Annotated in this window: 24 protein-coding genes; 10 read left to right on the forward strand and 14 right to left on the reverse strand. The window is 56.8% G+C overall.

Features of this window, described 5'->3' with window-relative positions; all coding sequences use genetic code 11:
* The first annotated feature begins 200 nt into the window (after positions 1 to 200).
* Complete coding sequence (tsgA, locus tag IBT54_RS11035) at positions 201 to 1,379, forward strand: MFS transporter TsgA (protein ID WP_033734170.1); 1,179 nt, start codon at positions 201 to 203, stop codon at positions 1,377 to 1,379.
* A 35-nt stretch (positions 1,380 to 1,414) separates the two neighbouring features.
* Here tsgA and IBT54_RS11040 read toward each other — a convergent pair whose 3' ends face one another.
* Positions 1,415 to 2,692 (reverse strand): cytosine deaminase, encoded by a 1,278-nt coding sequence (locus tag IBT54_RS11040; RefSeq protein ID WP_013359272.1) that lies wholly within the window; start codon positions 2,690 to 2,692, stop codon positions 1,415 to 1,417.
* A gap of 221 nt (positions 2,693 to 2,913) precedes the next feature.
* Between IBT54_RS11040 and nirB the strand changes: the two genes are divergently transcribed.
* The 3 genes from nirB to cysG are packed head-to-tail and all read left to right on the forward strand — an operon-like array spanning position 2,914 to position 7,187.
* The gene (gene nirB / locus IBT54_RS11045; RefSeq protein ID WP_201252159.1) at positions 2,914 to 5,454 is read left to right on the forward strand and encodes a nitrite reductase large subunit NirB; all 2,541 of its coding nucleotides are present in this window, start codon (positions 2,914 to 2,916) and stop codon (positions 5,452 to 5,454) included.
* On the forward strand, positions 5,451 to 5,777 hold the full coding sequence (gene nirD, locus IBT54_RS11050; protein ID WP_013359274.1) for a nitrite reductase small subunit NirD: 327 nt from the start codon (positions 5,451 to 5,453) through the stop codon (positions 5,775 to 5,777). Before nirB ends, nirD begins: the two co-directional genes overlap by 4 nt.
* A 45-nt stretch (positions 5,778 to 5,822) precedes the next feature.
* On the forward strand, positions 5,823 to 7,187 hold the full coding sequence (cysG, locus tag IBT54_RS11055) for a siroheme synthase CysG (RefSeq protein ID WP_201252160.1): 1,365 nt from the start codon (positions 5,823 to 5,825) through the stop codon (positions 7,185 to 7,187).
* Between the two features lie 55 nt (positions 7,188 to 7,242).
* Here the strand turns inward: cysG and trpS are convergent, their stop codons facing one another.
* The 7 genes from trpS to aroK form a co-directional block, all read right to left on the reverse strand.
* On the reverse strand, positions 7,243 to 8,244 hold the full coding sequence (trpS, locus tag IBT54_RS11060; protein ID WP_013359276.1) for a tryptophan--tRNA ligase: 1,002 nt from the start codon (positions 8,242 to 8,244) through the stop codon (positions 7,243 to 7,245).
* 16 nt (positions 8,245 to 8,260) lie between these two features.
* Positions 8,261 to 8,938, reverse strand: a complete 678-nt coding sequence (locus IBT54_RS11065) for a phosphoglycolate phosphatase (RefSeq protein ID WP_147789583.1) — start codon at positions 8,936 to 8,938, stop codon at positions 8,261 to 8,263.
* Complete coding sequence (rpe, locus tag IBT54_RS11070; protein ID WP_013359278.1) at positions 8,922 to 9,605, reverse strand: ribulose-phosphate 3-epimerase; 684 nt, start codon at positions 9,603 to 9,605, stop codon at positions 8,922 to 8,924. The genes IBT54_RS11065 and rpe overlap by 17 nt, the downstream gene beginning before the upstream one ends.
* A gap of 67 nt (positions 9,606 to 9,672) precedes the next feature.
* Positions 9,673 to 10,488: an adenine-specific DNA-methyltransferase gene (gene dam / locus IBT54_RS11075; RefSeq protein WP_013359279.1), complete on the reverse strand. Its 816-nt coding sequence runs from the start codon at positions 10,486 to 10,488 to the stop codon at positions 9,673 to 9,675.
* 93 nt (positions 10,489 to 10,581) lie between these two features.
* On the reverse strand, positions 10,582 to 11,634 hold the full coding sequence (locus tag IBT54_RS11080; RefSeq protein WP_201252161.1) for an SPOR domain-containing protein: 1,053 nt from the start codon (positions 11,632 to 11,634) through the stop codon (positions 10,582 to 10,584).
* Between the two features lie 72 nt (positions 11,635 to 11,706).
* On the reverse strand, positions 11,707 to 12,795 hold the full coding sequence (gene aroB / locus IBT54_RS11085; RefSeq protein ID WP_033784158.1) for a 3-dehydroquinate synthase: 1,089 nt from the start codon (positions 12,793 to 12,795) through the stop codon (positions 11,707 to 11,709).
* A gap of 38 nt (positions 12,796 to 12,833) precedes the next feature.
* Positions 12,834 to 13,355 carry a shikimate kinase AroK gene (aroK, locus tag IBT54_RS11090; RefSeq protein WP_003852989.1) on the reverse strand — a complete coding sequence of 174 codons (522 nt, stop codon included), beginning with the start codon at positions 13,353 to 13,355 and terminating at the stop codon, positions 12,834 to 12,836.
* 97 nt (positions 13,356 to 13,452) lie between these two features.
* On the opposite strand from aroK, the gene IBT54_RS11095 reads away from it, so the two are divergent.
* Positions 13,453 to 13,626, forward strand: coding sequence for a hypothetical protein (locus IBT54_RS11095; RefSeq protein ID WP_223811662.1), 174 nt, complete (start codon positions 13,453 to 13,455; stop codon positions 13,624 to 13,626).
* A gap of 91 nt (positions 13,627 to 13,717) precedes the next feature.
* Here IBT54_RS11095 and hofQ read toward each other — a convergent pair whose 3' ends face one another.
* Genes hofQ through pilM form a run of 5 tightly spaced genes read right to left on the reverse strand, consistent with a single transcriptional unit; the run spans position 13,718 to position 17,139 of the window.
* On the reverse strand, positions 13,718 to 14,989 hold the full coding sequence (gene hofQ, locus IBT54_RS11100; RefSeq protein WP_201252162.1) for a DNA uptake porin HofQ: 1,272 nt from the start codon (positions 14,987 to 14,989) through the stop codon (positions 13,718 to 13,720).
* The gene (locus IBT54_RS11105; RefSeq protein ID WP_201252163.1) at positions 14,928 to 15,311 is read right to left on the reverse strand and encodes a HofP DNA utilization family protein; all 384 of its coding nucleotides are present in this window, start codon (positions 15,309 to 15,311) and stop codon (positions 14,928 to 14,930) included. The genes hofQ and IBT54_RS11105 overlap by 62 nt, the downstream gene beginning before the upstream one ends.
* On the reverse strand, positions 15,301 to 15,798 hold the full coding sequence (locus tag IBT54_RS11110) for a hypothetical protein (RefSeq protein ID WP_201252164.1): 498 nt from the start codon (positions 15,796 to 15,798) through the stop codon (positions 15,301 to 15,303). The genes IBT54_RS11105 and IBT54_RS11110 overlap by 11 nt, the downstream gene beginning before the upstream one ends.
* A complete protein-coding gene (locus IBT54_RS11115; protein WP_236263107.1) occupies positions 15,791 to 16,336 on the reverse strand; it encodes a PilN domain-containing protein in 546 nt (181 codons plus the stop codon). The genes IBT54_RS11110 and IBT54_RS11115 overlap by 8 nt, the downstream gene beginning before the upstream one ends.
* The gene (gene pilM, locus IBT54_RS11120) at positions 16,333 to 17,139 is read right to left on the reverse strand and encodes a type IV pilus biogenesis protein PilM (protein WP_061063551.1); all 807 of its coding nucleotides are present in this window, start codon (positions 17,137 to 17,139) and stop codon (positions 16,333 to 16,335) included. Before pilM ends, IBT54_RS11115 begins: the two co-directional genes overlap by 4 nt.
* Positions 17,140 to 17,256: 117 nt before the next feature.
* On the opposite strand from pilM, the gene mrcA reads away from it, so the two are divergent.
* Positions 17,257 to 19,806 (forward strand): peptidoglycan glycosyltransferase/peptidoglycan DD-transpeptidase MrcA, encoded by a 2,550-nt coding sequence (gene mrcA, locus IBT54_RS11125; protein ID WP_013359286.1) that lies wholly within the window; start codon positions 17,257 to 17,259, stop codon positions 19,804 to 19,806.
* 75 nt (positions 19,807 to 19,881) lie between these two features.
* Here mrcA and nudE read toward each other — a convergent pair whose 3' ends face one another.
* Positions 19,882 to 20,445: an ADP compounds hydrolase NudE gene (gene nudE, locus IBT54_RS11130; protein WP_033784164.1), complete on the reverse strand. Its 564-nt coding sequence runs from the start codon at positions 20,443 to 20,445 to the stop codon at positions 19,882 to 19,884.
* Positions 20,446 to 20,836: 391 nt separating this feature from the next.
* On the opposite strand from nudE, the gene IBT54_RS11135 reads away from it, so the two are divergent.
* From IBT54_RS11135 to hslO, 4 genes are read left to right on the forward strand one after another with little or no spacing between them, the layout of a single operon-like run.
* The gene (locus tag IBT54_RS11135) at positions 20,837 to 22,972 is read left to right on the forward strand and encodes an intracellular growth attenuator family protein (protein ID WP_041457130.1); all 2,136 of its coding nucleotides are present in this window, start codon (positions 20,837 to 20,839) and stop codon (positions 22,970 to 22,972) included.
* A gap of 56 nt (positions 22,973 to 23,028) precedes the next feature.
* A complete protein-coding gene (gene yrfG / locus IBT54_RS11140) occupies positions 23,029 to 23,676 on the forward strand; it encodes a GMP/IMP nucleotidase (RefSeq protein ID WP_013359289.1) in 648 nt (215 codons plus the stop codon).
* Positions 23,677 to 23,689: 13 nt separating this feature from the next.
* Positions 23,690 to 24,091: a ribosome-associated heat shock protein Hsp15 gene (gene hslR, locus IBT54_RS11145; RefSeq protein WP_013359290.1), complete on the forward strand. Its 402-nt coding sequence runs from the start codon at positions 23,690 to 23,692 to the stop codon at positions 24,089 to 24,091.
* 50 nt (positions 24,092 to 24,141) lie between these two features.
* Positions 24,142 to 25,008, forward strand: a complete 867-nt coding sequence (gene hslO / locus IBT54_RS11150) for an Hsp33 family molecular chaperone HslO (RefSeq protein ID WP_195857619.1) — start codon at positions 24,142 to 24,144, stop codon at positions 25,006 to 25,008.
* Positions 25,009 to 25,348: the final 340 nt, after the last annotated feature.

The raw sequence follows: 25,348 nt of genomic DNA on the forward strand, positions 1-25,348 counted from the left end.
TCCATGAGCCAGCGTTTTACCTATATTTACGCTGTTGCGGCAAAAGCGCTGAGCAAACGTTAAACAACCGTAATTGCGTGATTAAAATCACACAACACATGAAATATGGATCTGTAGTTTCACTGCTTGTTTATTAAGATCACAGTTCCGTTTACACTTTCTGACACTTTTTGGCACCCGGTTCTCAACAGGTTCAGAACATGACAAACCGTAATCGTATTGGCCTTACCTGGATAAGCTTCTTCTCCTACGCGCTGACCGGCGCGCTGGTGATCGTTACTGGCATGGTAATGGGCGATATCGCAAAAGATTTCCAGATCCCTATCTCCAGCATGAGTAACACCTTCACATTCCTCAACAGCGGCATCCTGGCGGCGGTCTTCCTGAACGCCTGGCTGATGGTGATTGTGCCACTGAAGCGCCAGCTGATTTTCGGCTTCGTCCTGATGGTGCTGGCGATAATCGGGCTGATGACCAGCCGCGATCTGACCATCTTCTCGCTCTGTATGTTTGTGCTGGGCGTGGTCAGCGGCATCACCATGTCGATCGGCACCTTCCTGATCACTCACATGTATGAAGGCCGTCAGCGTGGTTCACGTCTGCTGTTTACCGACTCCTTCTTCAGCATGGCGGGCACGCTGTTTCCGGTGCTGGCAGGCATTCTGCTGGCGCGTCAGCTGCCGTGGTACTGGGTCTACGTCTGCATCGGCGTTATCTACGTCGCCATCTTCGTCATGACGCTGTTTGTGGAGTTCCCGGTGCTGCGCAAGCCTGAGAACAGCCCGACTGTTGAGAAAGAGAAATGGGGTGTGGGTGTGCTGCTGCTGGCTGTCGCGGCTCTCTGCTACATCCTGGGCCAGCTCGGCTTTATCTCCTGGGTGCCGGAATATGCCACCAAAGTCATGGGCATGAACATCAATGACGCCGGACAACTGGTAGGCAGCTTCTGGACGGCGTATATGGTCGGTATGTGGGCCTTCAGCTTCCTGCTGCGCTTCTTCGATCTGCAACGTATTCTGATGGTGCTGGCGGGTCTGGCTACGGTACTGATGTACTGGTTCGTCAGCAGCAGCGATGCCGGCATGCTGAAATGGATCATCATGATTCTGGGCTTCAGCTCAAGTGCTATCTATACCACCATCATCACTCTCGGCTCGCTCCAGACCAAAGTGGCGTCACCGAAGCTGGTGAACTTCATTCTGACCTGCGGCACCGTCGGCACCATGCTGACCTTTGTGGTCACGGCGCCTATCGTTGAGAAAAGTGGTGTGCATACCGCACTGGCGACGGCGAATGCGCTTTACGCCGTGGTATTTGTGATGTGTGCCCTGCTTGGCTTTGTCAGCCGTCATCGTACTCACGGTCACGTCACGCATTAATCCTTCAGGGCGGCGAGCGATCGCCGCCCTGCTCCTTAACGTCGGAAATCTACGCGCTCCCGTTCCCGCCAGTAAATCTCACTTTCTGCAGGCTTCGTCTCCGCCACCACCACGCCACGACGCACTGAATAGCGCACCGGGACCTGCCTTCTTACCGCATCAAAACCGCTCTCTGCTGGCAATATAATCAGACTGGCCTCGTTGCCGCTCTGAATGCCATAGCCTGCAAGCTGCATCGTTTTCGCGCTGTTATGCGTAATCAGATCCAGACCCGCATCAATCTGCTCATAGCCCATCAGTTGACAGACATGTAATCCCATATGCAGCACCTGCAGCATGTTGGCGGTGCCCAGCGGATACCAGGGATCAAACACATCGTCATGGCCAAAGCAGACGTTGATCTCTGCCTCCAGCATCTCTTTTACCCGCGTAATGCCGCGCCGCTTAGGATAGGTGTCGAAGCGGCCCTGCAGGTGAATATTAACCAGCGGATTGGCGACAAAGTTAATGCCCGACAGCTTCAGCAGCCGGAACAGCCGTGAGGCGTACGCGCCATTGTAAGAGTGCATCGCGGTGGTATGACTGGCCGTCACGCGTGCGCCGTTGCCGTCGCGATGTGCCAGCGCCGCCACGGTTTCCACAAAGCGCGACTGTTCATCATCGATCTCATCGCAGTGAACATCGATCAGCCGATCATAGCGGTCAGCCAGCGCAAAGGTTTTATGCAGCGACTCGACGCCATATTCGCGGGTGAATTCGTAGTGCGGAATCGCGCCAACGACATCCGCGCCCAGCCGCAGGGCCTCCTCCAGCAACGCTTCGCCGTTAGGATAAGAGAGAATGCCCTCCTGGGGAAACGCCACAATCTGGATGGTGATCCAGGGTGCCATCTCCGCTTTCACTTCCAGCATCGCTTTCAGCGCCGTCAGTGAGGGGTCAGACACGTCAACATGGGTGCGGACAAACTGAATGCCGTTGGCGATCTGCCACTTCAGCGTCTGCAACGCCCGCTGTTTGACATCTTCATGGCTGAGCAGCGCCTTTCGCTCGGCCCAGCGCTCAATTCCTTCAAACAGCGTGCCGGACTGATTCCATGCCGGTTCACCCGCCGTCTGGGTGGTATCCAGATGAATATGCGGCTCAATGAAGGGCGCGCAGGCTAAGCCGCCCTCGCCGTCCAGCGATTGCTCCACCGGAGAAGGCTGCTGCGGCTGGGCTGAAATCCGGGCTATTTTTCCGTCGGCGATTTCGATTTGCCACAATCCTTCCCGCCAGGGTAAACGCACGTTATTGATCCACTTAGGTGACAGCATGGCTGATTCCTTATCCGAAAAACCCGTGTGGTTAAAACTAACACGATTCATACCACCCGTGGCAATGCAGGATATTCAGCAGGTTAGCCGCGCCAGATAAAACTAATTAAAATCAACTATATACCTCTTAATGGGTATATGGCGTTGTGGTTGATGCATATCAATAAGCGTCAGAAAGGGCGCGCTATTGTAGCCGCAGATATCACAAATTTGAGGCAAAAATGAGCAAGCACAATGTCGTCGTTATCGGTAACGGCATGGTCGGCCACCGCTTCATAGAAGAGTTACTTGAGAAAGCGGAACCCGACCAGTTTTCGCTGACCGTCTTTTGTGAAGAACCCCGCGTCGCCTACGACCGTGTCCATCTGTCCGCTTACTTCTCCCATCACACCGCCGAAGAGCTGTCGCTGGTTCGTGAAGGCTATTACGACAAACATCAGGTCAATCTGCTGCTGGGCGAGCGCGCCATCACCATTAACCGTGATGAGAAGCTCATCCACTCCAGCACCGGGCGAGCCGTTCACTACGACACGCTGATTTTTGCCACCGGTTCTTATCCGTGGATCCCGCCGATTAAGGGTGCCGAAGGCAGCGACTGCTTTGTCTACCGCACCATCGAAGATCTCAACGCCATTGAAGCCTGCTCGCGCCGCAGCAAACGCGGTGCGGTGATTGGCGGCGGCCTGCTGGGACTGGAAGCCGCGGGCGCGCTGAAAAATCTGGGTATTGAAACCCACGTCATTGAATTTGCGCCGGTACTGATGGCAGAACAGCTCGATCAGCAAGGCGGGGAACAGCTGCGTCGCAAGATTGAACAGATGGGCGTGCGGGTCCACACCAGCAAAAACACCCAGCAGATAGTGCATCATGAGCACGGCGGTAAAACGCTGCAGTTCGCCGACGGCAGTGCGCTGGAAGTCGATTTCATTGTCTTCTCCACCGGCATCCGCCCGCAGGACAAACTGGCAAAACAGTGTGGATTAGCTCTGGGTCCGCGCGGCGGCATCGCCATTGATGACCAGTGCCGCACCAGCGATCCCGCCATTTACGCCATCGGTGAGTGCGCCGCCTGGCAGAATCGCGTCTATGGCCTTGTGGCGCCGGGTTACAAAATGGCGCAGGTCGCCAGCGACCAGCTGCTGGGCCGCGATAATGCGTTTACCGGCGCGGACATGAGCGCCAAACTCAAGCTGCTGGGTGTCGATGTCGGTGGCATTGGCGATGCGCGCGGCACCACGCCAGGCGCACGCAGCGTGGTCTGGCTGGATGAAAGCAAATCGGTCTACAAGCGTCTGATTATCAGCGAAGATCAGAAAACCCTGCTGGGTGCGGTGCTGGTGGGCGACACCAGCGACTATGGCAACCTGCTGCAGCTGGTGCTGAATGGTATTCCACTGCCGGATAACCCGGAAGCGCTGATTCTGCCTGCGGGCAGCGGAGATAAACCGGCCATCGGCGTCGATTCCCTGCCTGACAGCGCGCAAATCTGCTCCTGCTTCGACGTCAGCAAAGGCGACATCATCAAAGCGGTTCAGGGTGGCTGTCACACCGTGGCCGCCCTGAAAAGCAGCACCCGAGCCGGTACCGGCTGCGGCGGCTGTATCCCCCTGATTACCCAGGTACTGAACAGTGAACTCAGTCGTCAGGGTATCGAGGTCAATAACCACCTTTGTGCCCACTTCGCCTGGTCACGTCAGGAGCTGTATCACCTGATTCAGGTTGAAGAGATTAAAACCTTTGATGAGCTGCTGGCCCGCTATGGTCAGGGTTACGGCTGTGAAATATGCAAGCCTGCGGTGGGCTCCCTGCTCGCCTCCTGCTGGAATGAGTATGTGCTCAAGCCGCAGCACGCGCCGTTACAGGACAGCAACGACCTCTATCTGGGTAATATTCAGAAAGATGGCACCTATTCGGTCATCCCGCGCTCGCCCGGCGGTGAAATTACACCACAGGGACTGAAAGTGATTGGCGAGATCGCCGAACGCTACCAGCTCTACACCAAAATCACGGGCTCGCAGCGCATCGGCTTGTTTGGCGCGCAGAAAGACGATCTGCCCGCTATCTGGTCACAGCTGATCGAGGCCGGATTTGAAACCGGTCAGGCCTATGCTAAAGCGCTGCGTATGGCGAAAACCTGCGTCGGCAGCGCGTGGTGCCGTTACGGCGTGGGCGACAGCCTCGGCTTCGGCGTCATGCTCGAGAACCGCTATAAAGGCATCCGTACACCGCACAAGATGAAGTTTGGTGTCTCTGGCTGCACCCGTGAATGCGCAGAGGCCCAGGGCAAAGATGTCGGTATTATCGCCACCGAAAAAGGCTGGAACCTCTACGTCTGCGGCAACGGCGGCATGAAACCGCGTCATGGCGACCTGCTGGCGGCAGATCTCGATCAGCAGACGCTGGTCAGCTATCTCGACCGCTTCATGATGTTCTATATCCGCACCGCCGATCGCCTGCAGCGCACCTCGCTGTGGCTCGAGAGTCTGGAAGGTGGCATCGACTATCTGCGTAGCGTGATCGTGGATGACAAACTCGGCCTTAACAGCCAGATGGAACAGCAGCTCGCCGCGCTGCGTGCCAGCGTTCGCTGTGAATGGCAGGCGACGCTGGAAGATGAGAGCCAGCTGACGCGCTTTGCCCACTTTATCAACTCGCCGCAACGCGATCCTGCTGTGCAGCGGGTGGCAGAGCGCGATCAGCATCGCCCGGCGCGCCCCGAAGAACGTATTGCCGTGACCCTGATTGAGGAAACCGAATCATGAGCCAGTGGAATCCGGTGTGCCCGCTGACGCAGATCCTGCCCGCCACGGGCGTCTGTGCGCTGGTCAAAGGCCAACAGGTGGCTATTTTCCGCCCGCGCGACGATGAGCAGCTCTATGCCATCAGCAATATCGACCCGTTTGCCGATGCCAGCGTGCTGTCACGCGGCATTATCGCCGAACATCAGGATGCGCTGTGGGTGGCCAGCCCGCTGAAAAAGCAGCATTTCCGCCTCAGCGATGGCTACTGCATGGAGGATGAAACGCGCTCCGTGGCGGCCTGGCCGGTGCGGGTCAATGCCGGACAGGTTGAAGTCTGCCTGTAACGCCTGTTAACAGCCCGCCTTAGCGGGCTTTTTTAAGGACCTCTGATGGACTATTTCCCCTTGTTCTGCCGCCTGCAGGGCCGACGCTGTCTGCTGGTCGGCGCGGGTGACGTGGCGGAGCGAAAAGCGCGCCTGCTGCTGGAGGCCGGTGCCGATCTTTTGGTCGGAGCCCCCGATTTCTCCCCTGCCTTCCTGCAATGGGCGCAGCAGAAAGCCGTCACGCTGCTACCAGGGCATTTCGATCCCGCGTGGCTGACCGGCTGCTGGCTGGTGGTCGCCGCCACCAGTGATAACGAGGTCAATCAGCAGGTGGCTGACACAGCTGAAAAACAGCAGATCTTCTGCAATCTGGTGGATGCGCCGCAGCAGGCCAGCGCTATTATGCCGTCGATCATTGACCGCTCACCGCTGATGGTCGCCGTCTCTTCCGGTGGACGCGCGCCGGTGCTGGCGCGGCTGCTGCGGGAGAAGCTGGAGGCGATGCTGCCACAACATCTGGGTCAGCTGGCGCAGCTGGCGGGCGGCCTGCGCGATCGGGTGAAAAAGCAATTCGGCTCCCTCAATGCCCGACGCCACTTCTGGGAGCGCTTTTTTAACAGCGAACGGCTGGCCCAGACGCTGGCTAACGGCGACGGTGAACGCGCGGATCAGATTACCGACGCGCTTTTTAGCGCAGACCTTCCGCAACAGGGTGAAGTAGCGCTGGTCGGTGCCGGTCCGGGCGATGCCGGATTGCTCACACTCAAAGGCCTGCAGCTGATCCAGCAGGCAGACGTCATCGTCTATGACCGGCTGGTTTCCGATGAGATTTTGAATCTGGTACGCCGCGATGCCGAACGCATCTTTGTCGGTAAACGCGCCGGACATCACTGCGTGCCGCAGGATGCCATCAACCAGTTGCTCTGCGAACAGGCGCAGCGCGGCAAACGCGTGGTGCGGCTTAAAGGCGGCGATCCCTTTATCTTTGGTCGCGGCGGTGAAGAGCTGGAAGCGCTGGCACAGCTGAAGATTCCGTTCAGCGTGGTGCCGGGCATCACCGCGGCATCAGGCTGTGCGGCCTACAGTGGCATTCCCCTGACCCATCGCGATCATGCGCAGAGCGTCAGGCTGGTAACCGGGCATCTGCAGAAATCCGGTACGCTCGCCTGGCAGACGCTGGCGGCAGAACAGCAGACGCTGGTGTTTTATATGGGGCTGGGCCAGGCCGGAGAAATTCAGCAGCAGCTGATACAACATGGGATGCGCAGCGATATGCCGGTGGCGCTGGTGGAAAACGGCACCAGCACGCGTCAGCGCGTGGTCACCGGAACACTGAATGAGCTGGAAGCGTTAGCCGGTCAGGTGAGCAGCCCCAGCCTGATAATTATTGGCAGCGTGGTGAGTCTGCGCGACAGCCTGCGCTGGTTCTGAATGGGCAAATAAAAACGGCGGGCACAATGCCCGCCGTTTTTTATCTGCTCAGCCATTACGGCATCGCGACAAAGCCTACCGCTTCATAAACCTTCTTCAGCGTTTCCTGCGCCTGTGCACGTGCTTTCGCCGCGCCATCACGCATCACCTGCTCCAGCAGCGCTTCATCGTTGCGGAAGCTGTGATAACGCTCCTGCAGCTCAGAGAGCATGCCCGACACCGCATCGGCTACTGCGCCTTTCAAATGGCCATACATCTTGCCTTCGAACTCCTGCTCCAGCTCGGCGATGGTTTTACCGGTCACGCCCGACAGAATATCCAGCAGGTTAGAGACGCCCGCTTTCTCTTTGATGTCGTAGCGCACCACTGGCGGCTCTTCAGAATCGGTAACGGCGCGTTTGATCTTCTTCACAACCGCTTTCGGATCTTCCAGCAGGCCGATCACGTTGTTGCGGTTATCGTCAGACTTGGACATTTTTTTGGTCGGTTCCAGCAGCGACATCACGCGCGCGCCAGACTTCGGAATAAACGGCTCTGGCACCCGGAAGATATCGCCATAGATCGCATTGAAGCGATGCGCAATATCGCGGCTCAGCTCCAGGTGCTGCTTCTGATCTTCACCGACCGGCACCTGATTGGTCTGATAGAGCAGAATGTCTGCCGCCATCAGCACCGGATAGTCGAACAGTCCGGCGTTGATGTTCTCTTCGTAACGTGCTGATTTGTCCTTGAACTGCGTCATACGGCTCAGTTCACCGAAATAGGCGTAGCAGTTCAGGATCCAGCTCAGCTGCGTGTGCTCTGGCACATGCGACTGAACAAAGATGGTGCTTTTTTGCGGGTCGATACCACAGGCCAGATAGAGCGCCAGCGTATCCAGCGTCGCTTTACGCAGTGCAGCAGGATCCTGACGCACGGTGATCGCGTGCAGATCAACAATGCAGTAAATGCAGTGGAAATCATCCTGCATCTGCACCCACTGACGCAGCGCTCCCATATAGTTGCCAATGGTCAGTTCGCCGGACGGCTGTGCGCCGCTGAAAACGATGGGTTTCATACTTAAGTCCTGATATTTACAGCCCCAGTGTGGGCAAAAGTTCGTCGAAAGAGTCGAGGGTTAAATCGGGCTGGCTGGTGGCAATCGGCTCGCCATAGTTATAGCCAAAGGTCATACCGACATTAGGTACGCCTGCCGCCTGCGCCGCCTGGATATCATTGCGAGAGTCGCCAACAAACAGCAACTCGTTCGGCAGTACGCCGAAGGTGCCCAGCACCATGAAGATCGCTGCAGGGTGCGGTTTTTTAACCGGCACATCATCGCCACCGATAATCAGCGAAAACGCATCGGCAATGCCAAGCGATTCAAGCAGCGGTGCCACAAACGGCGTCGGCTTGTTGGTCACAATCGCCATCGGCAGCCCGGAAGCTTTTAAGGCATCCAGCGTCTGCTTCACCTGTGGGAACAGCGTGCTGCCCGCATCCACGGTGTCGGCGTAGTGGCGGTCAAACAGCGCGCGTGCATCGCGCTGCTCTTCCGGCTGCGGCTCACGGCCCAGCGCGAAGGTCAGCGCACGGGCCATCATGATATCGGCACCGTTGCCAATCCAGGTTGAGACACGCTCAAGGCCCGCCTGCGGCAGACGAAGATCCTTCAGCGTGCGGTCGATCGCATCGGCAAGGCCTGGCGCGCTATCCACCAGCGTGCCATCGAGATCAAACGCCAGCGCACGAATATCAGTGAAATGAGCCATTGGCTTTCTCCAGTTCGTTGCGCATATCGTCGATCACTTTTTTATAGTCAGGATGACCAAATATGGCAGAACCCGCGACAAACATATCTGCACCGGCAGCCGCAATCTCGCGGATATTGTCGATCTTCACGCCGCCATCCACTTCAAGACGAATGTTGTAGCCGCTCTGATCGATACGTCTGCGCGCTTCACGCAGTTTATCCAGGGTGCCGGGAATAAATGACTGACCGCCAAAACCTGGGTTCACGGACATCAGCAGAATGATATCCAGCTTATCCATGACGTAATCGAGGTAGCTCAGCGGGGTCGCCGGATTAAACACCATACCCGCTTTACAGCCGTGCTCTTTGATCAGTTGCAGGGTGCGGTCAACGTGCTCGCTGGCTTCCGGATGAAAGGTAATATAGGTGGCACCGGCTTTGGCAAACTCCGGGATCAGCGCATCGACCGGTTTTACCATCAGATGCACATCGATGGGGGCAGTGATGCCATAGTCGCGCAGTGCTTTCAGCACCATCGGACCCATGGTCAGATTAGGGACGTAGTGGTTGTCCATTACGTCGAAGTGAACCACGTCACCTCCGGCCGCCAGCGCTTTGGCTGTGTCTTCGCCCAGGCGGGCAAAATCCGCCGACAGGATTGAAGGGGCCAGCAAATATTGTTTCATCCGATTCTCCCACTGTTGTGCGCCAGCACTCAGGCTGGCGTAATGCGTTGGTCGCGGACGAAACAGACTAGCGATAAAGTGCCAGCAGTTCGTCGACCTTGGTGCGACCGGCTATGCTCCGGCTGATAGATCGCCGTGCTTTGACCACATGTAACACTGCATCCTGATACCATAAACGCGTCAGTGCAGTGTCGTGGTTAGAAATCAGTACCGGAATCCGGTGCTCCGAAGCAGCCAGCTGTGCCGCTAACGCCGCCAGATTCTCCTGCTCACGCAGGCTGAAGCTGTTGGTATGATAAGCCGTAAAATTGGCCGTGGCCGACAGCGGTGCATAAGGCGGATCGCAATAGACCACCGAGCCTTTACCAGCACTGGTCAGGGTAACATCGTACGATTCACAGACAAACGTCGCTTTTTGCGCGCGCTCGGCAAACCATAACAGTTCGGCTTCCGGAAAGTAGGGTTTGCGATAGCGGCCAAACGGCACGTTGAACTCACCACGCAGGTTATAGCGGCAGAGGCCGTTGTAACAGTGACGGTTCAGATAGAGGAACAGCAGCGCACGCTGGTAGGCGTCGGTGCTGGTATTAAATTCGGTGCGCCGCTGGTAATAACAGATTTCGTTGTTACCTTCCGGCGTAAACAGCAGCTGCGCGTCACGGATGAAATCCGCGGTACGCGTTTTGACAATGTTGTAGAGATTAATCAGGTCGCTGTTGATATCAGCCAGATGGTAGCGATCAAATTCCGTGTTCAGAAACACCGAACCCGCGCCAACAAATGGCTCGACCAGACAGTCGCCTTGCGGCAGATGACGATGGATCTCTTCTACTAAGGGAAATTTTCCCCCTGCCCATTTCAGGAAAGCGCGATTTTTTTTCATGCTGTCGTGGTTATAACATCTTATTGTGAGGCTGTGGCTGGACCGACAGCAGATCTGCGCTTAAAACGGGGCCAGAGCCTGGCCCCACATCCGCTATTGGCTGGCTTCTTTCTTCACCTGGCTGACGGGTTTTACCCACGGGTTCTTCGCACGCACGTCTGCAGGCAGCGATGCTACAGCGCGTTTGGCATCGGCCGGTGTGGCATAGGAGCCACTCACCAGCACGTACCACGACTGACCGTTACGGGTGGTTTTGTAGACGTGATATCCACTCAGATTTTGTTGCTTAGCCCAGGCATTCAGGCTTTCCGGCTTCGATGCACCGCTCAGCTGCAGAGTGTAGCTGCCACCTGGCAGTGATTTGCTGGCTGAACTGCTGCCCGCAGCCGTGGTAGCTGGCGCAGAACTCACTGGCGTACGCGCTGGCGTGGTGTGCGTTTTGCTGTCACGGGTTACAGGCTTCGATGCTGTTTTATGCGATGAATCGTGCGCCGGACGAGCAGCGGTATTGGATTTGTTCGGTGTCTGACGGACTGAAGGTGCCGTAACAGGATTAGCAGCCGTTCCGGCATTGCCGCTGACCGTTGCTGGCGCCGTTGGCAGTGAACTGCCACCCTGCGTGCCCATCGCGGCACTGTCAACCTGCTGCTGCTGATTAGTCAGTGCGCTATTCAGATCGCCCGGCAGCGTGACACGCTGCTGATTCGCGGGCGCATCAACCGGTGCGGCCTGGGTAGGCGTTGAAGCCACAGGCGGCATCGAAATGTCGCGCTGCGGATTAGAGGCAGCATCACCGCTGGTCGCCGCGTTATTTTCGCTGGTGGCGGGGGTAGTCTGCGCACCTGACGGAGGCGTCTGTCCACCGGACATGGAAGAGGAGCCGCCCAGGTCAATGTTCTTCTCGCTGCCGGAACCGCCATTGGTGGCAGGGGTTGTTCCCGCCGTGGCCGGTTTTTTCTCATCCGGGCCATTCAGGGCCGAACCAATCCCCAGTACCAGTAACAGCAGAACCAGGATCCCGACGCCCATCATGATACGCTGGCGCGAAACCGGTGTTTTGGCCGCAGTAGAGGACTTACGAGGGCGCGAGGGACGGCGGTCGCTGGCGTCAGGCTTTAACTCGTCTTCCGGTTTAAACTCATCCATTTTGGCTCCTCCGTAAAGCGGCATTCCGCACTGCGCACCCTGCGCGCCGCGTCACCACTCAACTGCTTAATCTCAGGGTTGCTGACAATCGTTAATTGCAGCCAGCACCATATCATGTGCCACGCCACCACGCACTTCAGAGCGGCCAATCGACAGCGGGAGTATCAGCCGCAGTTCGCCCGCCAGAACTTTTTTATCGCGCATCATGTGCGGCAGATACATCTCTGCATTCATTGCCTGCGGCCCATGCACCGGTAAACCGGCACGCCTGAACAGGGCAATAATGCGGTCGGTCTCTTCCGCCCGGAACTGTCCCAGACGTTCAGCCGTGCGTGCTGCCATTACCATGCCCGCCGCAATCGCTTCACCGTGCAGCCAGTTGCCGTAGCCCATGTGTGCTTCAATCGCATGACCAAAAGTATGGCCCAGATTAAGCAACGCCCGCTGACCGTTTTCACGCTCATCGGCCGCCACGACTTCAGCCTTCAGTTCACAACAGCGACGAATGCAGTACGCCAGCGCCTGTTCATCCAGCGCCAGCAGAGCATCGAGATTCTGCTCCAGCCACTGGAAAAACGCACCGTCGAGGATAATGCCGTACTTAATGACTTCCGCTAAGCCAGACGCCAGCTCACGCGCAGGCAGCGTCTTCAGACAGGCCGTATCAATCACCACTGACGCGGGTTGATAAAACGCGCCGATCATGTTTTTGCCCAGCGGATGGTTAACGGCCGTTTTGCCGCCAACTGAAGAATCAACCTGCGACAGTAAGGTGGTCGGTACCTGGATAAAGCGTACGCCACGCTGATAACTGGCCGCAGCAAAACCGGTAAGATCGCCAATGACGCCGCCGCCTAAGGCGACAAGCGTCGTATCACGACCGTGCGGCTTTTGCAGGAGCGCGGTAAAGACCTGATCCATCACGGCCAGCGTCTTATATTGCTCGCCGTCGGGTAAGATCACCTGATCCACTTTTACACCTGCCGCTGTCAGCCGCGCTGTCAGCTGGTCAAGATAGAGCGGAGCCAGCGTCTGGTTTGTCACCACCATGGCGTTTTCGCCCGCGGTCAGCGGCCAAAAAGAAGCCGGATCGTTAAACAGTCCGGCGGCGATAGTGATGGGGTAACTGCGTTCCCCCAGTGAGACGGTGATCTTCTCCATGATGCCCGATACCTGTTAAAAAGCCTTCGAACGTTGGATCAACTTTTTTCCAACATGTGGATAATCTGATTCGCCACCACTTTTGCACTCTGATCATCTGTGCGAATGGTGACATCGGCGATCTCTTCGTAGAGCGGGTTGCGTTCGCCAGCCAGCGCTTCAAGCACTTCGCGCGGCGGTGAATCCACCTGCAGCAACGGACGTTTTTTGTCACGTTGGGTGCGCGCCAGTTGCTTCTCGATGGTGGTTTCAAGATAAACCACAACACCGCGGGCGGAGAGACGATTACGCGTTTCCCGGGATTTGACGGAACCACCGCCTGTCGCCAGGACGATGCCTTGCTTCTCGGTCAGTTCGTTAATGATTTTTTCTTCGCGATCGCGAAAGCCAGCTTCGCCTTCGACATCAAAAACCCAGCCCACATCCGCTCCGGTGCGTCGCTCAATTTCCTGATCGGAATCGAAGAACTCCATGTTGAGTTGCTGAGCCAACTGACGGCCAATAGTGCTTTTGCCGGCACCCATCGGCCCAACCAGAAAGATATTGCGTTTCTCTGCCATTTTGTCGGTATTACTAAGAATTCGTTAATGATACCCCGCGTTCAGCATTTGCTGGCGGGACAGGAACTGAGACCTCATGAGCGTTAGCAAGAGTCAGATGAAAAATTATCTCAACACTCAAGGCTGTTTGGCAACCGATTATATTGCCTTCAGCACATCCATTTCTGAATTGGCCTGTGTTCGCGAAACTGTAACGCGCCAGCGCTGCGTCTTTACAACGCTGCTTACAGAGGAGTTTTCTGATCTGTTTGCCGGGATTTACCCTGCATAGACGGTTACACCGTATTGAAAATCGCTAAACCTTGTAAGCTAATTCCTCTCCTGCGTCAACGCAGATGGCCTTAAGGGACGCATTTTCCGTTTTATCCAGCCGTAAGCGCTGCTTCCCTGACCAATCGCGGCGTTATGAAGATCACCAGCTCTCTTTTTTTGCGCTGCTCCGATTGCTGACGAAACAACCCGCCAATCAGCGGCACATTTCCCAGCAGTGGCACTTTATTCTCTCCGTGACTGCGCTGCTGCTGAAAGATACCCCCTAACGCCAGTGTTTGCCCGTCACTGACCGTGACCTGCGTCTCAATTTCCTGTTTATCGATGGATAATATGTCACTGTCGCCGGTTCTGATGCTGCGACCCGGCATGTTCTGACTGATATGGATCTTCAGCTGGATGCGGCCATTCCCGGAAATCGTCGGTGTCACCTCCATGCCCAGCACCGCTTCTTTGAACTCGATACTGGTGGCACCGCTGTTTCCCGCCGACACTTCATAAGGTATCTCCGTGCCCTGCTTAATCGACGCGGTCTGCTGATGTGAGGTAAAGAGACGCGGACTGGCGATGATTTCAATCTGGTTCTCCTGCTCCAGCGCACTTAATTCCAGATCCAGCAGCTGACCGCCGATGCGCGCCAGCGCCATACCCACGCTGATGCCGGGTGAACTCACCGCCAGCGGAATATCCAGCCGGGGATGATGTAGGATGTCTGTCACGGCGGCGTCACCGGCCTGCAATCCCCACTTCACGCCCAGCTCCTGCAGATGCTCTTCGCTGATGGTGACGATATGCGCCGATAGCTCGATTTGCTCCAGTGGCAGGTCCAGCGCCCGTATCCAGCGTTCCGTCTCTTTCAACGCTGCCGCCGTATCGCGCAGTAACAGGGCGTTGGTGCGTTTGTCGACCGTCACGCTTCCGCGCGGTGTCATCAGCGACTGCCGTTCAGTCAGCAGGCTGGCATGCACCTCGCTGGCGCTGGCATAGCGCAATATCACGGCGCGCTGCTGCAAAGGCGTCTGCTGCAACTTTTCCTGCTGCTCCGCTTCCCGTGCCTGCTGCTGAGCCTGCTGCCAGCTCTCCGGATAGACCAGCAGCACATTATCCTGTTCTATCAGCGTCAGCTTTGCCATGCGCGCTACCAGGTCCAGCGCCTGATGCCACGGCAGGTTATCAAGCCGCAGCGATAACGACCCTTCCACCTCTGGCGCTATCATCAGGTTGATCTGCTGATAGTCAGCCAGCGCCTGTAAAATGCGCGCTACCGGCGCGTTATCAAATGTCAGGCTGAGAGGCCCCTCATCAGCGGCGTAAACCGGCAGCAGGCAGCTTATGAGCAGCAGCAGAGTAGCTATCCTTTTCATGCGAACGTCCTTTTAAGTAAAACGAAGTCTGTTGTGCAGTGCAGCTATTCGGTACCGCTAAGGAGAGGCTGCGGTGGGTCATCTCAGCGAGTTGCCAGGGCGACAGGGGAAATGGCTTGCCTGTGCGGACTGCGACGCTCTCACCCTGCGGGTTTAGCAGCCAGGCATGAAAATCCGTCTCACGGCCAATGATCCCCTGCAGACGCCAGCCGGTAAGCGGCTCCACGAGCGCCTCACAAATCGAACCGGCAACAGGCCGGAACGGATCACGTGCCAGTACACCGCCACAGCACAGCAGTAAAATCAGCAGGCTATGGCGCATCGTCGGGCTCCAGCCAGAGTTGAGCCACCAGATACTGCGGCTGCGCCCGCAGCTGGAAATGCACCGGAAACGCCAGGGAAGCATCGGCAAGCTCGGCAAAAAGTGACTGAAACGCCGGCCACTGCAGATGCAGGGTCAGCGTGCGTGAAGGAGAATCCGGCTGCCACTCTTCCAGCTGATGACGATGTGCCGCCAGCATCGCTTCCACTGCCCGGGCTGATGCGCCCGGTGCAGATCTGGCGGTCTGCATCGACTGCAGCTGCGCCTGCAACTGCGCTATATCCGGGTTCTGCTCCCACTGCTGCCGGCGCTGTTCCAGGGTATGGTTTAGCTGCAACAGTTTCTGCTGTTCAGCGATCAGCGCCTGCTGCTGTGGCCGCAACCAGAAAACCCATGAGATCAGTAACAGGCCGGCTGAGACGGCAGCGAGCATGCCGTAACGCGGAAATGCAGCCATCTGCCACCAGCGATCCCACCACTCATTCATCAGTCACCTCCTTCACCTCTGCCCGCAGTGAAAAGCGATAATGACTATCAGCCTGACGCTTAACGCTGCCCTGCCTCACCTGACCAAACAGCGCGACGGTGGTTAACTGCTCACGGAACTGCCGGACCGCCGCCATATCCTGCGCCAGCCCCTCCAGCGTGAGACGATTGTCGCGCTTCTCCAGCCGGGTCAGCCAGGCGGTGTCAGGCAGTAACGCGGGTAAATCGAGCCAGAACTGATGCCATGCGGTCAGTTGCAATGCCTTCTGGCGCTGCTTCGCCTGCTGTTTTTGCACTGCCGTGCGCTGTGCCAGTAACGTCTTTTGCTGCGCCAGCTGCGCGTCCAGGTTTTCCAGCGCCTGCTGCTGTACCCTGCCCGTCTGCGCCACCTGCTCACGCGCCTGACAGATGCGCCAGCTTTGCTGCATGACTCCCACCAGAACAGCACTCAGCATCAGTAACAGCACGACAAGGCTCTGTCGCCGCTGCTGTTGCTGACGGCGCTGCCGCCACGGCAACAGATTCACTGCGACCATCATTGATCTCCGTCGCGCAGCGCCAGCCCGGCCGCCAGCGCAAAGGCACCCGGACTTTCCGGTAACGGCGGCTGTTTATAATGGAACAGATCAAAAGGGGAAAACGCGCGGGCATCAGCGGGCAGCGCAGAATTATCGGCTGAGCACCAGGCAACTGAACGGGCATCGGGGAAGGCCTGCTGCTGCAGTGCCGCAAGCGTGGTAGCTTCGCCGTTGTCAGCCGCGGTATGCACATCGCTCCAGAGCCAGCGGTTATCCTGCTGCAGCACCAGTACCGCACCCTCCTGCAGCGCGGCCTGCCGGGCCAGCCGCCTGAGCGCTTCGGTAGTCAGCTCGAACACCTGCGGCTTTAATCCCGCCTGCAGCAGTGGCGCTGCCCACTGGTCTATAATCTCCAGCCGGGCCGCCGTGACGCAGAGCTGGCCGCTCTGTGTGTCGGCCCGGTAATCCAGTGCCAGCGCAGCAGGCTCCAGCGGAAAGAGACGGCGCGCGGCCGCCTGCACGTAGTGCCCCAGCGCAGGCTCATTGAGCGACTGTGCGGGCAGGGGAAGCTGGCGCTGCAGTACCAGCCGGGCGGGCAGCGCGACACGCAGCGAGTAACGACGCGGCAACCGCTGACGCCAGGCCGTTAAGGCTGCCAGTAATTCAGGCGAAGATTGCAGCACGCCGTTTCTTAACGTATCTTGCGGCAGCCGCTGCTGCCACCAGTGGCGTAGCTGCCAGCCATCACGACGAGGCTGGAGGGCCAGGGCACAAATCTGCCTATTCTGAATATCCAGCCCAATTTGCCAGGTATGAAAAGCCATGCGCGCGATCTCCTTATCGTCCGGGAAAGATGGACATATCAAAGCGTCTGGCTTGCCTTTATACTACCGCGCGGTTGTTTATAAACTGCTCAAACGACAAGAGATGGGAAATTCCAGGTGAAGTTCGTAAAGTATTTATTGATCCTTGCAGTGTGTTGCATCCTGTTGGGAGCTGGCTCGATTTATGGTTTATACAAATACATAGAGCCACAGCTGCCCGACGTAAACACGCTGAAAGATGTGCGTCTGCAAACCCCGATGCAGGTTTACAGCGCCGATGGCGATTTAATCGCCCAGTATGGCGAAATGCGCCGTATCCCTTTGACTCTGCAGCAAGTGCCACCTGTGATGGTGAAAGCGTTTATTGCGACCGAAGACAGCCGTTTCTATGAGCACCATGGTGTTGACCCTGTGGGTATTTTCCGTGCGGCCAGCATTGCGCTGGTTTCCGGTCATGCCTCACAGGGTGCCAGTACCATCACTCAGCAGCTGGCGCGTAACTTCTTCCTGAGCCCGGAACGCACTCTGATGCGTAAAATAAAGGAAGCGTTCCTGGCGATCCGCATTGAGCAGTTGCTGAACAAAGATGAAATTCTTGAGCTCTACCTGAATAAGATCTACCTCGGCTACCGTGCTTATGGCGTCGGCGCAGCTTCGCAGGTCTATTTCGGTAAGCCGGTTGACCAGCTGTCGCTGAGTGAGATGGCGATGATTGCCGGTCTGCCAAAAGCGCCGTCCACCTTTAACCCGCTTTATTCACCGAGCCGCGCCCTGTCACGCCGTAACGTGGTACTGGCGCGTATGCTGGATCAGCATTACATCACGCAGCAGCAGTATGACGAGGCACGCAATACGCCGCTGGTGGCGAAGTATCACGGTCCGGAAATCGCCTTCTCTGCCCCCTATCTCAGCGAGATGGTGCGTCAGGAGATGGTGAAACGCTACGGCGACAATGCCTATACCGACGGTTACAAGGTTTACACCACTGTCACCCGCCGTCTGCAGGAAGCCGCTCAGACCTCGGTGCGCAATAACGTCATGGCTTACGATATGCGTCATGGCTATCGCGGCCCGACCAGCGTGCTGTGGAAAGTGGGTGAACCTGCCTGGGATCAGACGAAGATTGAGAAGGCGCTGAAGCCGCTGCCGGTCTATGGACCGTTGCATCCGGCCGTGGTCACAGAAGCACGCAGCGATGAAGCGACCGTGATGCTGAAAGATGGCAGCAATGTGTCACTGGCACTGGCGGGTGTGCGCTGGGCGCGTCCTTATAAATCTGACACCGTGCAGGGCCCGACGCCGAAAAGCGTGACGCAGGTCCTGCAGGCTGGTCAGCAGATCTGGGTGCGCAAAGTGGGTGACGACTGGTGGCTGGGCCAGGTGCCGGATGTGAACTCGGCGCTGGTCTCGCTGGACCCGAATGATGGTGCGGTGCGCGCGCTGGTCGGCGGTTTCGCCTTTAACCAGAGCATGTTTAACCGTGCGACCCAGGCGCTGCGCCAGGTCGGTTCTAACATTAAGCCTTTCCTCTATACCGCCGCCATGGATCGCGGCCTGACGCTCGCTTCCATCCTTAACGATGTGCCGATTTCCCGCTGGGATGCGGGTGCCGGTGCGGACTGGCGTCCGAAGAACTCACCGCCAACGTATGATGGTCCGATTCGTCTGCGTCAGGGACTCGGCCAGTCGAAAAACGTCGTCATGGTACGTGCGATGCGTGCGATGGGCGTGGACTACGCCGCAGAGTATCTGCAGCGCTTTGGTTTCCCGGCTCAGAACATTGTGCACACCGAGTCGCTGGCATTGGGTGCGGCCTCATTCACACCGTTGCAGGTGGTGCGCGGCTACTCCGTGATGGCGAATGGCGGCTTCCTGGTTGATCCTTACTTCATTACCAAAATTGAGAACGAACAGGGCGGCACCGTCTTTGAAGAGAAACCGAAGATCGCCTGTCCGCAGTGCAATCTGCCGGTCATCTACGGCGAGACCAAAAAAGCGCTGGCGTTGAATGAAGAGAGCGTCGAGAACGTTGCTGCTTCAAATAACAACCAGAATCAGGCGGTTCCTCAGCCTGAACTGGAGCAGGTTCCGGCGCAGGCACAGCAGGGTGAGCAGCAATATGCGCCGCACGTGATCAATACCCCACTCACCTTCCTGATTAAGAGCGCGCTGAACAGTAATATCTTTGGCGAACCGGGCTGGATGGGAACCGGCTGGCGTGCCGGGCGTGACCTCAAGCGTAATGATATCGGCGGCAAAACCGGTACCACCAACAGCTCGAAAGACGCCTGGTTCTCGGGTTACGGCCCTGGCGTGGTGACGTCAGTCTGGATCGGTTTTGATGATGCGCGCCGCAATCTGGGCCGCAGCACGCTCTCCGGTGCGATTCCCGATCAGATTTCGGGCTATGAAGGTGGTGCGAAGAGTGCACAACCGGCATGGGATGAGTACATGAAGAGCGCGCTGGACGGTGTGCCGGTACAGCCGTTAACCCCGCCGGATGGCGTGATCACAGTGACTATCGACCGCAGCACCGGCAAGCTCGCCAATGGCGGAGGCAACACTCGTCAGGAGTACTTCATCAATGGCACCCAGCCAACCGAATATTCGGTGCATGATGTGGGTACGACGATTATGGATAACGGCGAGAGTCACGAGCTGTTCTGATGTGACCCACATAATCGCACGATAAAAATGGCCGACTTTAAGTCGGCCATTTTTTTATTCAGTGACGCATCTTAATCAGTAATTCAGCCGCCCCTGTTTCACCAGCCATTCGCGCGCCATAAACAGCGCACTGACATTGCGTGCTTCGCGGAAATCGGGTTCGTCCAGCAGCGACAGCATATCGCTCAGCGGCCAGCGGTGGACAATCAGCGGCTCCGGCTCATCGCCTTCCAGCTTTTCGGCGTAGAGACCTTCCGCTATCACAATATTCATCTTGCTGGAAAAATAGGAGGGGGCCATTGTGAGCTTACCCAGCGTGGTCAGCTGTTCGGCACCAAAACCCACCTCTTCTTTCAGTTCGCGCACCGCCGCTTCATTCACAGTTTCACCTGCATCGATCAGCCCTTTCGGAAAACCCAGCTCGTAAGTTTCCAGTCCGACGGCATACTCCTGAATCAGGATCAGATGGTCATCAATAATCGGCACAATCATCACCGCTTCACGCTCAGAGGGCTTCATCCGCTCATAAACGCGATGCGCCCCATTGCTGAAAGCCAGATCGACCGACTCAATAGTGAATAACCGTGAACGTGCCACGGCGGTGATATTGAGGATGTCGGGTTTTTTTGGAATTTTCATATCAGCCTCAAATTATTCTGCGTCGGCTATCTGGAGCGAATTAGCATACCTAACCACAGGCAATTGTGCGACAGTCAGGCAATGACGTTATCGTTGCATAGATTACAGCGATTGAATAACAGCCTTTGGTTATCAGTTAAGACTAAATTTGCATTAGTCAATATGCTGCGATAAGTTTCAGATAATACCGATATTTAATCCAGTCTGTGCCAGTTACCATTCGGACAAGGCAGGGTTTAACAAATGCCAATAAGATATACGCTGGCACTATTTCATCGGGTGTCTGACTCCTCTGGGTTATATAATCTTCCGGAATGCCTCTTTTATAGTGAGCATAACCGGAGGCGAAAGTTTAAAGTGAAGGCAGCATTTTGGCTGAATTGAGCAGAGCATGAGCACAATCTTTATGATCCTGGCCATAGTGCTGACCTGTTCAATCCTGGCAGGTATTGGGTTCTGGTACGCTATGCGGCATCGCCCGCCGTTGGCGAAACCGCTGCCATTCATCAGTCCGCCCTGCCGTAAACTTTCTGCCCAGGAGCGTGAGGCGGTCGATAAATATGTCGCCGCGCTGGAAAAGCAGCCCCGTACCACGCTGACTACCGATAAGCGCAGCGCGCCTGAACGTCTGACACTCACGGCGCAGAGCAACAATGTCTATCCGGTTACCCGCGCCATTACCCGCTATGGCCTCTCGACTGACGATCCCCATAAATGGCGCTACTATCTGGATGAAGTTGAAGTTCATCTGCCGCCGCTGTGGGAACAGTACATCACCGACGAAAACTACGTTGAGTTAATCCGCACCCAGTCCATTCCGCTGGTAATCTCACTGAACGGCCACTCGCTGGTGGATTACGCGGTCGACCAGCAATCGCTGCCAACACTGATGCGCCCGGTATCGACCAACGCTTCTATCCGCAAAGCAGAAACGGAAAATGTCGAACTGCTGCAGGTGCGCAAAGAGACAGCGGAAGAGTATCGGCTGTCACGGCCAGACGGCACGCGTGAAGCGGTGATGATCTCCCTTGCCTTCTTACTCTTTTTCTTCAGCCTGCTAGTGCCCACCACACTAATGATCTGGCTGGTACTGACGGGCGCAGTCACGATCGCGGCCAGTCTGTGGCTGCTCTATCGTATTCCCGGTGAGCGCGGACTGCGTGATATCCACTGCCTGCGCGGCGCGCCAAAGCGCTGGGGCCTGTTCAGCGAATCTAATCAGGAGCAGAGCAACATTACGCTCGGAATTATTGACCTGGCCTATCCCCCGCACTGGCAGCCCTATGTGGCACACGATCTCGGTCAGGTGACAGATGTCGAAATCTACCTCAACCGCCAGGTGGTGCGTCAGGGACGTTTCCTGTCGCTGCAGGATGAAGTCAAAAACTTCCCTATCCAGCGCTGGCGGAAAAACGTGGTGCTGGCCTGTGGTTCGCTGATGGTGCTGACCATGCTGGTCACCTGGATCCCGCTGGGTATGCCGATTAAGCTCAGTCTGGCCTGGGCCAGAGGCACGGATAGTCTGGAGGTCAACAGCGTCGATAAACTCAGCAGCGTGCCGCTGAATATTGGCGACAACCTCAAAGTGAGTGGCACTGGCATGTGTTCCGTGCCGGACAACTACCAGAGCAACCGCAGTTACGCCTATATGCCGTTTGACTGCTCGGCGGTCTACTGGAATAACGCCATGCCATTGCCGCAGCCACAATCTGACATCATAGACAAAGCCGCGGCGCTGCTGGATACCACGACAAAGCAGCTGCATCCGGAAACCAATACCGATCCCAAACTCAATCCACAGCTGGCGTCCGCAATTCAGAAGTCCGGCATGATTCTGCTGGATGATTTCTCCGATCTGGTGATGAAAACGCAGGATCTCTGCAATCAGCCGCAGGACTGTATGCGCCTGAAAAATGCGCTGGTGAACCTGGGCAATGCTAAAGACTGGGAAGCGCTGATGCGCCGGGCAGATTCCGGTCAGCTCAACGGCATGAATGTGCTGCTGCGGCCGGTAAGCGCCGAAGCGCTGGAAAATCTGGTCAATACCGCCACCTCGACCTTCTTTTTCCGTGAAACCCGTCGTGCGGCAGAAAATCTCAACAGCCCGCCGCCAGGGGGATTCCTGATCGTTAGCGACGAGGGTCGCCAGCTGGTGAATCAGCCACAGCCCACCGTGTCACTGTTTGATCTTGATCCACCCTCTCAGTGGCACGAGCTGCAACGTATTTCTGCCATGCTGCTGCACACGCCGTTCAGCGCCAGCGGCATCATTACTGGCATTTCTACCGATGCCAACGGTACACGTCACATCATGCTGCACAATGAACCGGACGCTATGGCGCAGTGGCGCTATCTCGGCACCGTATTGCTGCTGCTGGTGCTACTGACCTGCGGCGTGATCAACGGACTGTTGGCGCTGCGTCGCATGCACCGTAATCGCCAGCGCATGATCGATATCCAGCAATACTACGACAAGTGTTTCAACCATAACCTCGGCACTTTGCAGAGCGTGCGCTCGATATTCTGAGCCCTGCCCTTCTGTGCTACCCTGTCGCCCGGTTTTTTACAGGGTCTGACACTACGATGCTCAACTGGTCTGAGATTGATACCGTGCTGCTTGACATGGATGGCACGCTGCTGGATCTGGCATTCGATCGCCACTTCTGGCTGGAGCATGTCCCTGAACAGCTCAGCCAGCAACGCGACATCACCCGTGCAGAAGCCGACGCGATCATCACGGAAAAGTATCAGGCCGTCGCCCATACGCTAAACTGGTATTGTCTGGATTACTGGGCAGAGGCGCTGTCGCTGGACATCCGTGCCATGACCTGGGCGATGCGCAGCCGGATCGCACTGCGTGACGATACGCTGCCTTTTTTGCAGGCCCTGCGTCGCGCCGGAAAGTCCACGATTCTGCTGACCAACGCGCATCCTTACAATCTGGACGTCAAACTGGCGCAGACAGGTTTAGCGCCGCACCTTGATTTATTACTTTCCACCCATACCTTTGGGTATCCGAAAGAAGACCCGCGTTTATGGCACGCGGTACAACAGCACACCGGCTTTTCTGCGCCGCGCACGCTGTTTATCGACGATAGCGAATTGATTCTGGATGCTGCAACGTTATGGGGCATCGGCTGGTGTTTAGGCGTTAAGAATCCCGATTCGGGTCGTCCTGAACAAATCTTTCAGCGTCACCGCGCCACGGACGATTACCGGACGCTGATCTGAGTCAGGAGCAGTAATGAAAGAGAAAAGCAGCGAAGAGGTCCGCCTCGACAAGTGGCTGTGGGCAGCGCGCTTCTACAAAACCCGGGCGATGGCGCGGGAAATGATTGAAGGCGGCAAGGTGCATTACAACGGCCAGCGCAGCAAACCCGGCAAAGTGGTAGAGCTGAATGCGGAACTGACACTGCGTCAGGGCAATGATGAACGCACCGTGGTGGTGGCGGGTATCACCGCGCAGCGCCGTCCCGCCAGCGAAGCCCAGCAGCTCTATCACGAAACCGATGCCAGCATTGAAAAACGCGAAAAAATGGCGCAGGCGCGCAAGATGAATGCGCTGACTATGCCCCATCCCGATCGGCGACCTGACAAAAAAGAGCGTCGCGATTTGATGAAGTTTAAATTATCGGGCGATGAATAACGCCGTCTTCGCTGACGCACCATCGCCCCGTTCCAGTGAGAGAAAAAAATATGTCAGTCCAGGATCAACTGCACCGTTATCTGTTTGAAAATGCCGCCGTGCGCGGCGAGCTGGTGAACGTCTCTGACACCTGGCGTGAAACCGTGAAGAACCACGACTATCCGGCACCGGTTAAAACGCTGCTGGGTGAGATGCTGGTCGCCACCAGCCTGCTGACCGCTACGCTGAAGTTCGATGGCGAAATCACCGTGCAGCTGCAGGGTGACGGTCCGCTGTCGCTGGCGGTGATCAACGGTAACAACAACCAGGAGCTGCGCGGCGTCGCACGTATCAAAGGCGACATCGCGGACGACAGCACCCTGAAAAGCATGGTCGGCAATGGCTATCTGGTGATCACCATCTCCCCTGAAAAAGGTGAGCGTTATCAGGGCGTGGTCGGGCTGGAAGGTGACACCCTCGCGGCGTGCCTGGAAGATTACTTCATGCGCTCCGAGCAGCTGCCCACGCGTCTGTTTATCCGCACCAGCGACAAAGGCGCTGCCGGTATTCTGCTGCAGGTGCTGCCCGCGCAGGACACGGAGAAAGAGGTCTTCGAGCACCTGGCGACCCTGACCGAAACCATTAAAACGGAAGAGCTGATCGATCTCCCTGCCAATGAGGCGCTGTGGCGTCTTTACCATCAGGAAGAGGTCACCCTCTACGATCCGCAGCCGGTGATCTACAAGTGCACCTGCTCGCGCGAACGCTGTGGCGAAGTGCTGACCACGCTGCCGCAGGAAGAAGTGGATGAGATCATCGCGGAAGATGGCAAAATTGACATGCACTGCGACTATTGCGGCTCAAACTACGTGTTTGACGCAGTAGACATTGCCGCCATCCGCAGCCACTCCCATGAGAATAACGACCGACTGCACTGATTAATCGGGCGGCGTCTGCCGCCCCTTCTCGATTCCCCCAGCCTATCCCCATAATTTTTCAGACAAATTATCTTTTTTTACTTTCATAACATCTTTTAAACGTTCGAAACATGGCCTTAACGCGCCCTGAGTCGCATTTTTAGATCACTGCCCTTTTTCCCTTAACGCAGAAGAGTAAACTGCGCGCGATCGTGCAAACGCCCGGAAGCCAGGGGCAGATGCCCTGAATAGCCCGGTTATCTTTGCAGGCTGTCGTAACGACGCGCAGTAAACCGTCAGTGATTCACCGCACCCGATACAACAGCCGGTGGCACGATCCCAACCTATCTCTGCTTTGCAG

Source organism: Pantoea sp. S62, from assembly GCF_016658625.1.
Lineage (GTDB): Bacteria > Pseudomonadota > Gammaproteobacteria > Enterobacterales > Enterobacteriaceae > Pantoea > Pantoea vagans.

Bases quoted from the DNA above. Each gene is read 5' to 3' on its own strand.
- tsgA (WP_033734170.1), top strand. From the start codon at position 201: ATGACAAACCGTAATCGTATTGGCCTTACCTGGATAAGCTTCTTCTCC.
- IBT54_RS11040 (WP_013359272.1), bottom strand. From the start codon at position 2,692: ATGCTGTCACCTAAGTGGATCAATAACGTGCGTTTACCCTGGCGGGAA.
- nirB (WP_201252159.1), top strand. From the start codon at position 2,914: ATGAGCAAGCACAATGTCGTCGTTATCGGTAACGGCATGGTCGGCCAC.
- nirD (WP_013359274.1), top strand. From the start codon at position 5,451: ATGAGCCAGTGGAATCCGGTGTGCCCGCTGACGCAGATCCTGCCCGCC.
- cysG (WP_201252160.1), top strand. From the start codon at position 5,823: ATGGACTATTTCCCCTTGTTCTGCCGCCTGCAGGGCCGACGCTGTCTG.
- trpS (WP_013359276.1), bottom strand. From the start codon at position 8,244: ATGAAACCCATCGTTTTCAGCGGCGCACAGCCGTCCGGCGAACTGACC.
- IBT54_RS11065 (WP_147789583.1), bottom strand. From the start codon at position 8,938: ATGGCTCATTTCACTGATATTCGTGCGCTGGCGTTTGATCTCGATGGC.
- rpe (WP_013359278.1), bottom strand. From the start codon at position 9,605: ATGAAACAATATTTGCTGGCCCCTTCAATCCTGTCGGCGGATTTTGCC.
- dam (WP_013359279.1), bottom strand. From the start codon at position 10,488: ATGAAAAAAAATCGCGCTTTCCTGAAATGGGCAGGGGGAAAATTTCCC.
- IBT54_RS11080 (WP_201252161.1), bottom strand. From the start codon at position 11,634: ATGGATGAGTTTAAACCGGAAGACGAGTTAAAGCCTGACGCCAGCGAC.
- aroB (WP_033784158.1), bottom strand. From the start codon at position 12,795: ATGGAGAAGATCACCGTCTCACTGGGGGAACGCAGTTACCCCATCACT.
- aroK (WP_003852989.1), bottom strand. From the start codon at position 13,355: ATGGCAGAGAAACGCAATATCTTTCTGGTTGGGCCGATGGGTGCCGGC.
- IBT54_RS11095 (WP_223811662.1), top strand. From the start codon at position 13,453: ATGAAAAATTATCTCAACACTCAAGGCTGTTTGGCAACCGATTATATT.
- hofQ (WP_201252162.1), bottom strand. From the start codon at position 14,989: ATGAAAAGGATAGCTACTCTGCTGCTGCTCATAAGCTGCCTGCTGCCG.
- IBT54_RS11105 (WP_201252163.1), bottom strand. From the start codon at position 15,311: ATGCGCCATAGCCTGCTGATTTTACTGCTGTGCTGTGGCGGTGTACTG.
- IBT54_RS11110 (WP_201252164.1), bottom strand. From the start codon at position 15,798: ATGAATGAGTGGTGGGATCGCTGGTGGCAGATGGCTGCATTTCCGCGT.
- IBT54_RS11115 (WP_236263107.1), bottom strand. From the start codon at position 16,336: ATGATGGTCGCAGTGAATCTGTTGCCGTGGCGGCAGCGCCGTCAGCAA.
- pilM (WP_061063551.1), bottom strand. From the start codon at position 17,139: ATGGCTTTTCATACCTGGCAAATTGGGCTGGATATTCAGAATAGGCAG.
- nudE (WP_033784164.1), bottom strand. From the start codon at position 20,445: ATGAAAATTCCAAAAAAACCCGACATCCTCAATATCACCGCCGTGGCA.
- IBT54_RS11135 (WP_041457130.1), top strand. From the start codon at position 20,837: ATGAGCACAATCTTTATGATCCTGGCCATAGTGCTGACCTGTTCAATC.
- yrfG (WP_013359289.1), top strand. From the start codon at position 23,029: ATGCTCAACTGGTCTGAGATTGATACCGTGCTGCTTGACATGGATGGC.
- hslR (WP_013359290.1), top strand. From the start codon at position 23,690: ATGAAAGAGAAAAGCAGCGAAGAGGTCCGCCTCGACAAGTGGCTGTGG.
- hslO (WP_195857619.1), top strand. From the start codon at position 24,142: ATGTCAGTCCAGGATCAACTGCACCGTTATCTGTTTGAAAATGCCGCC.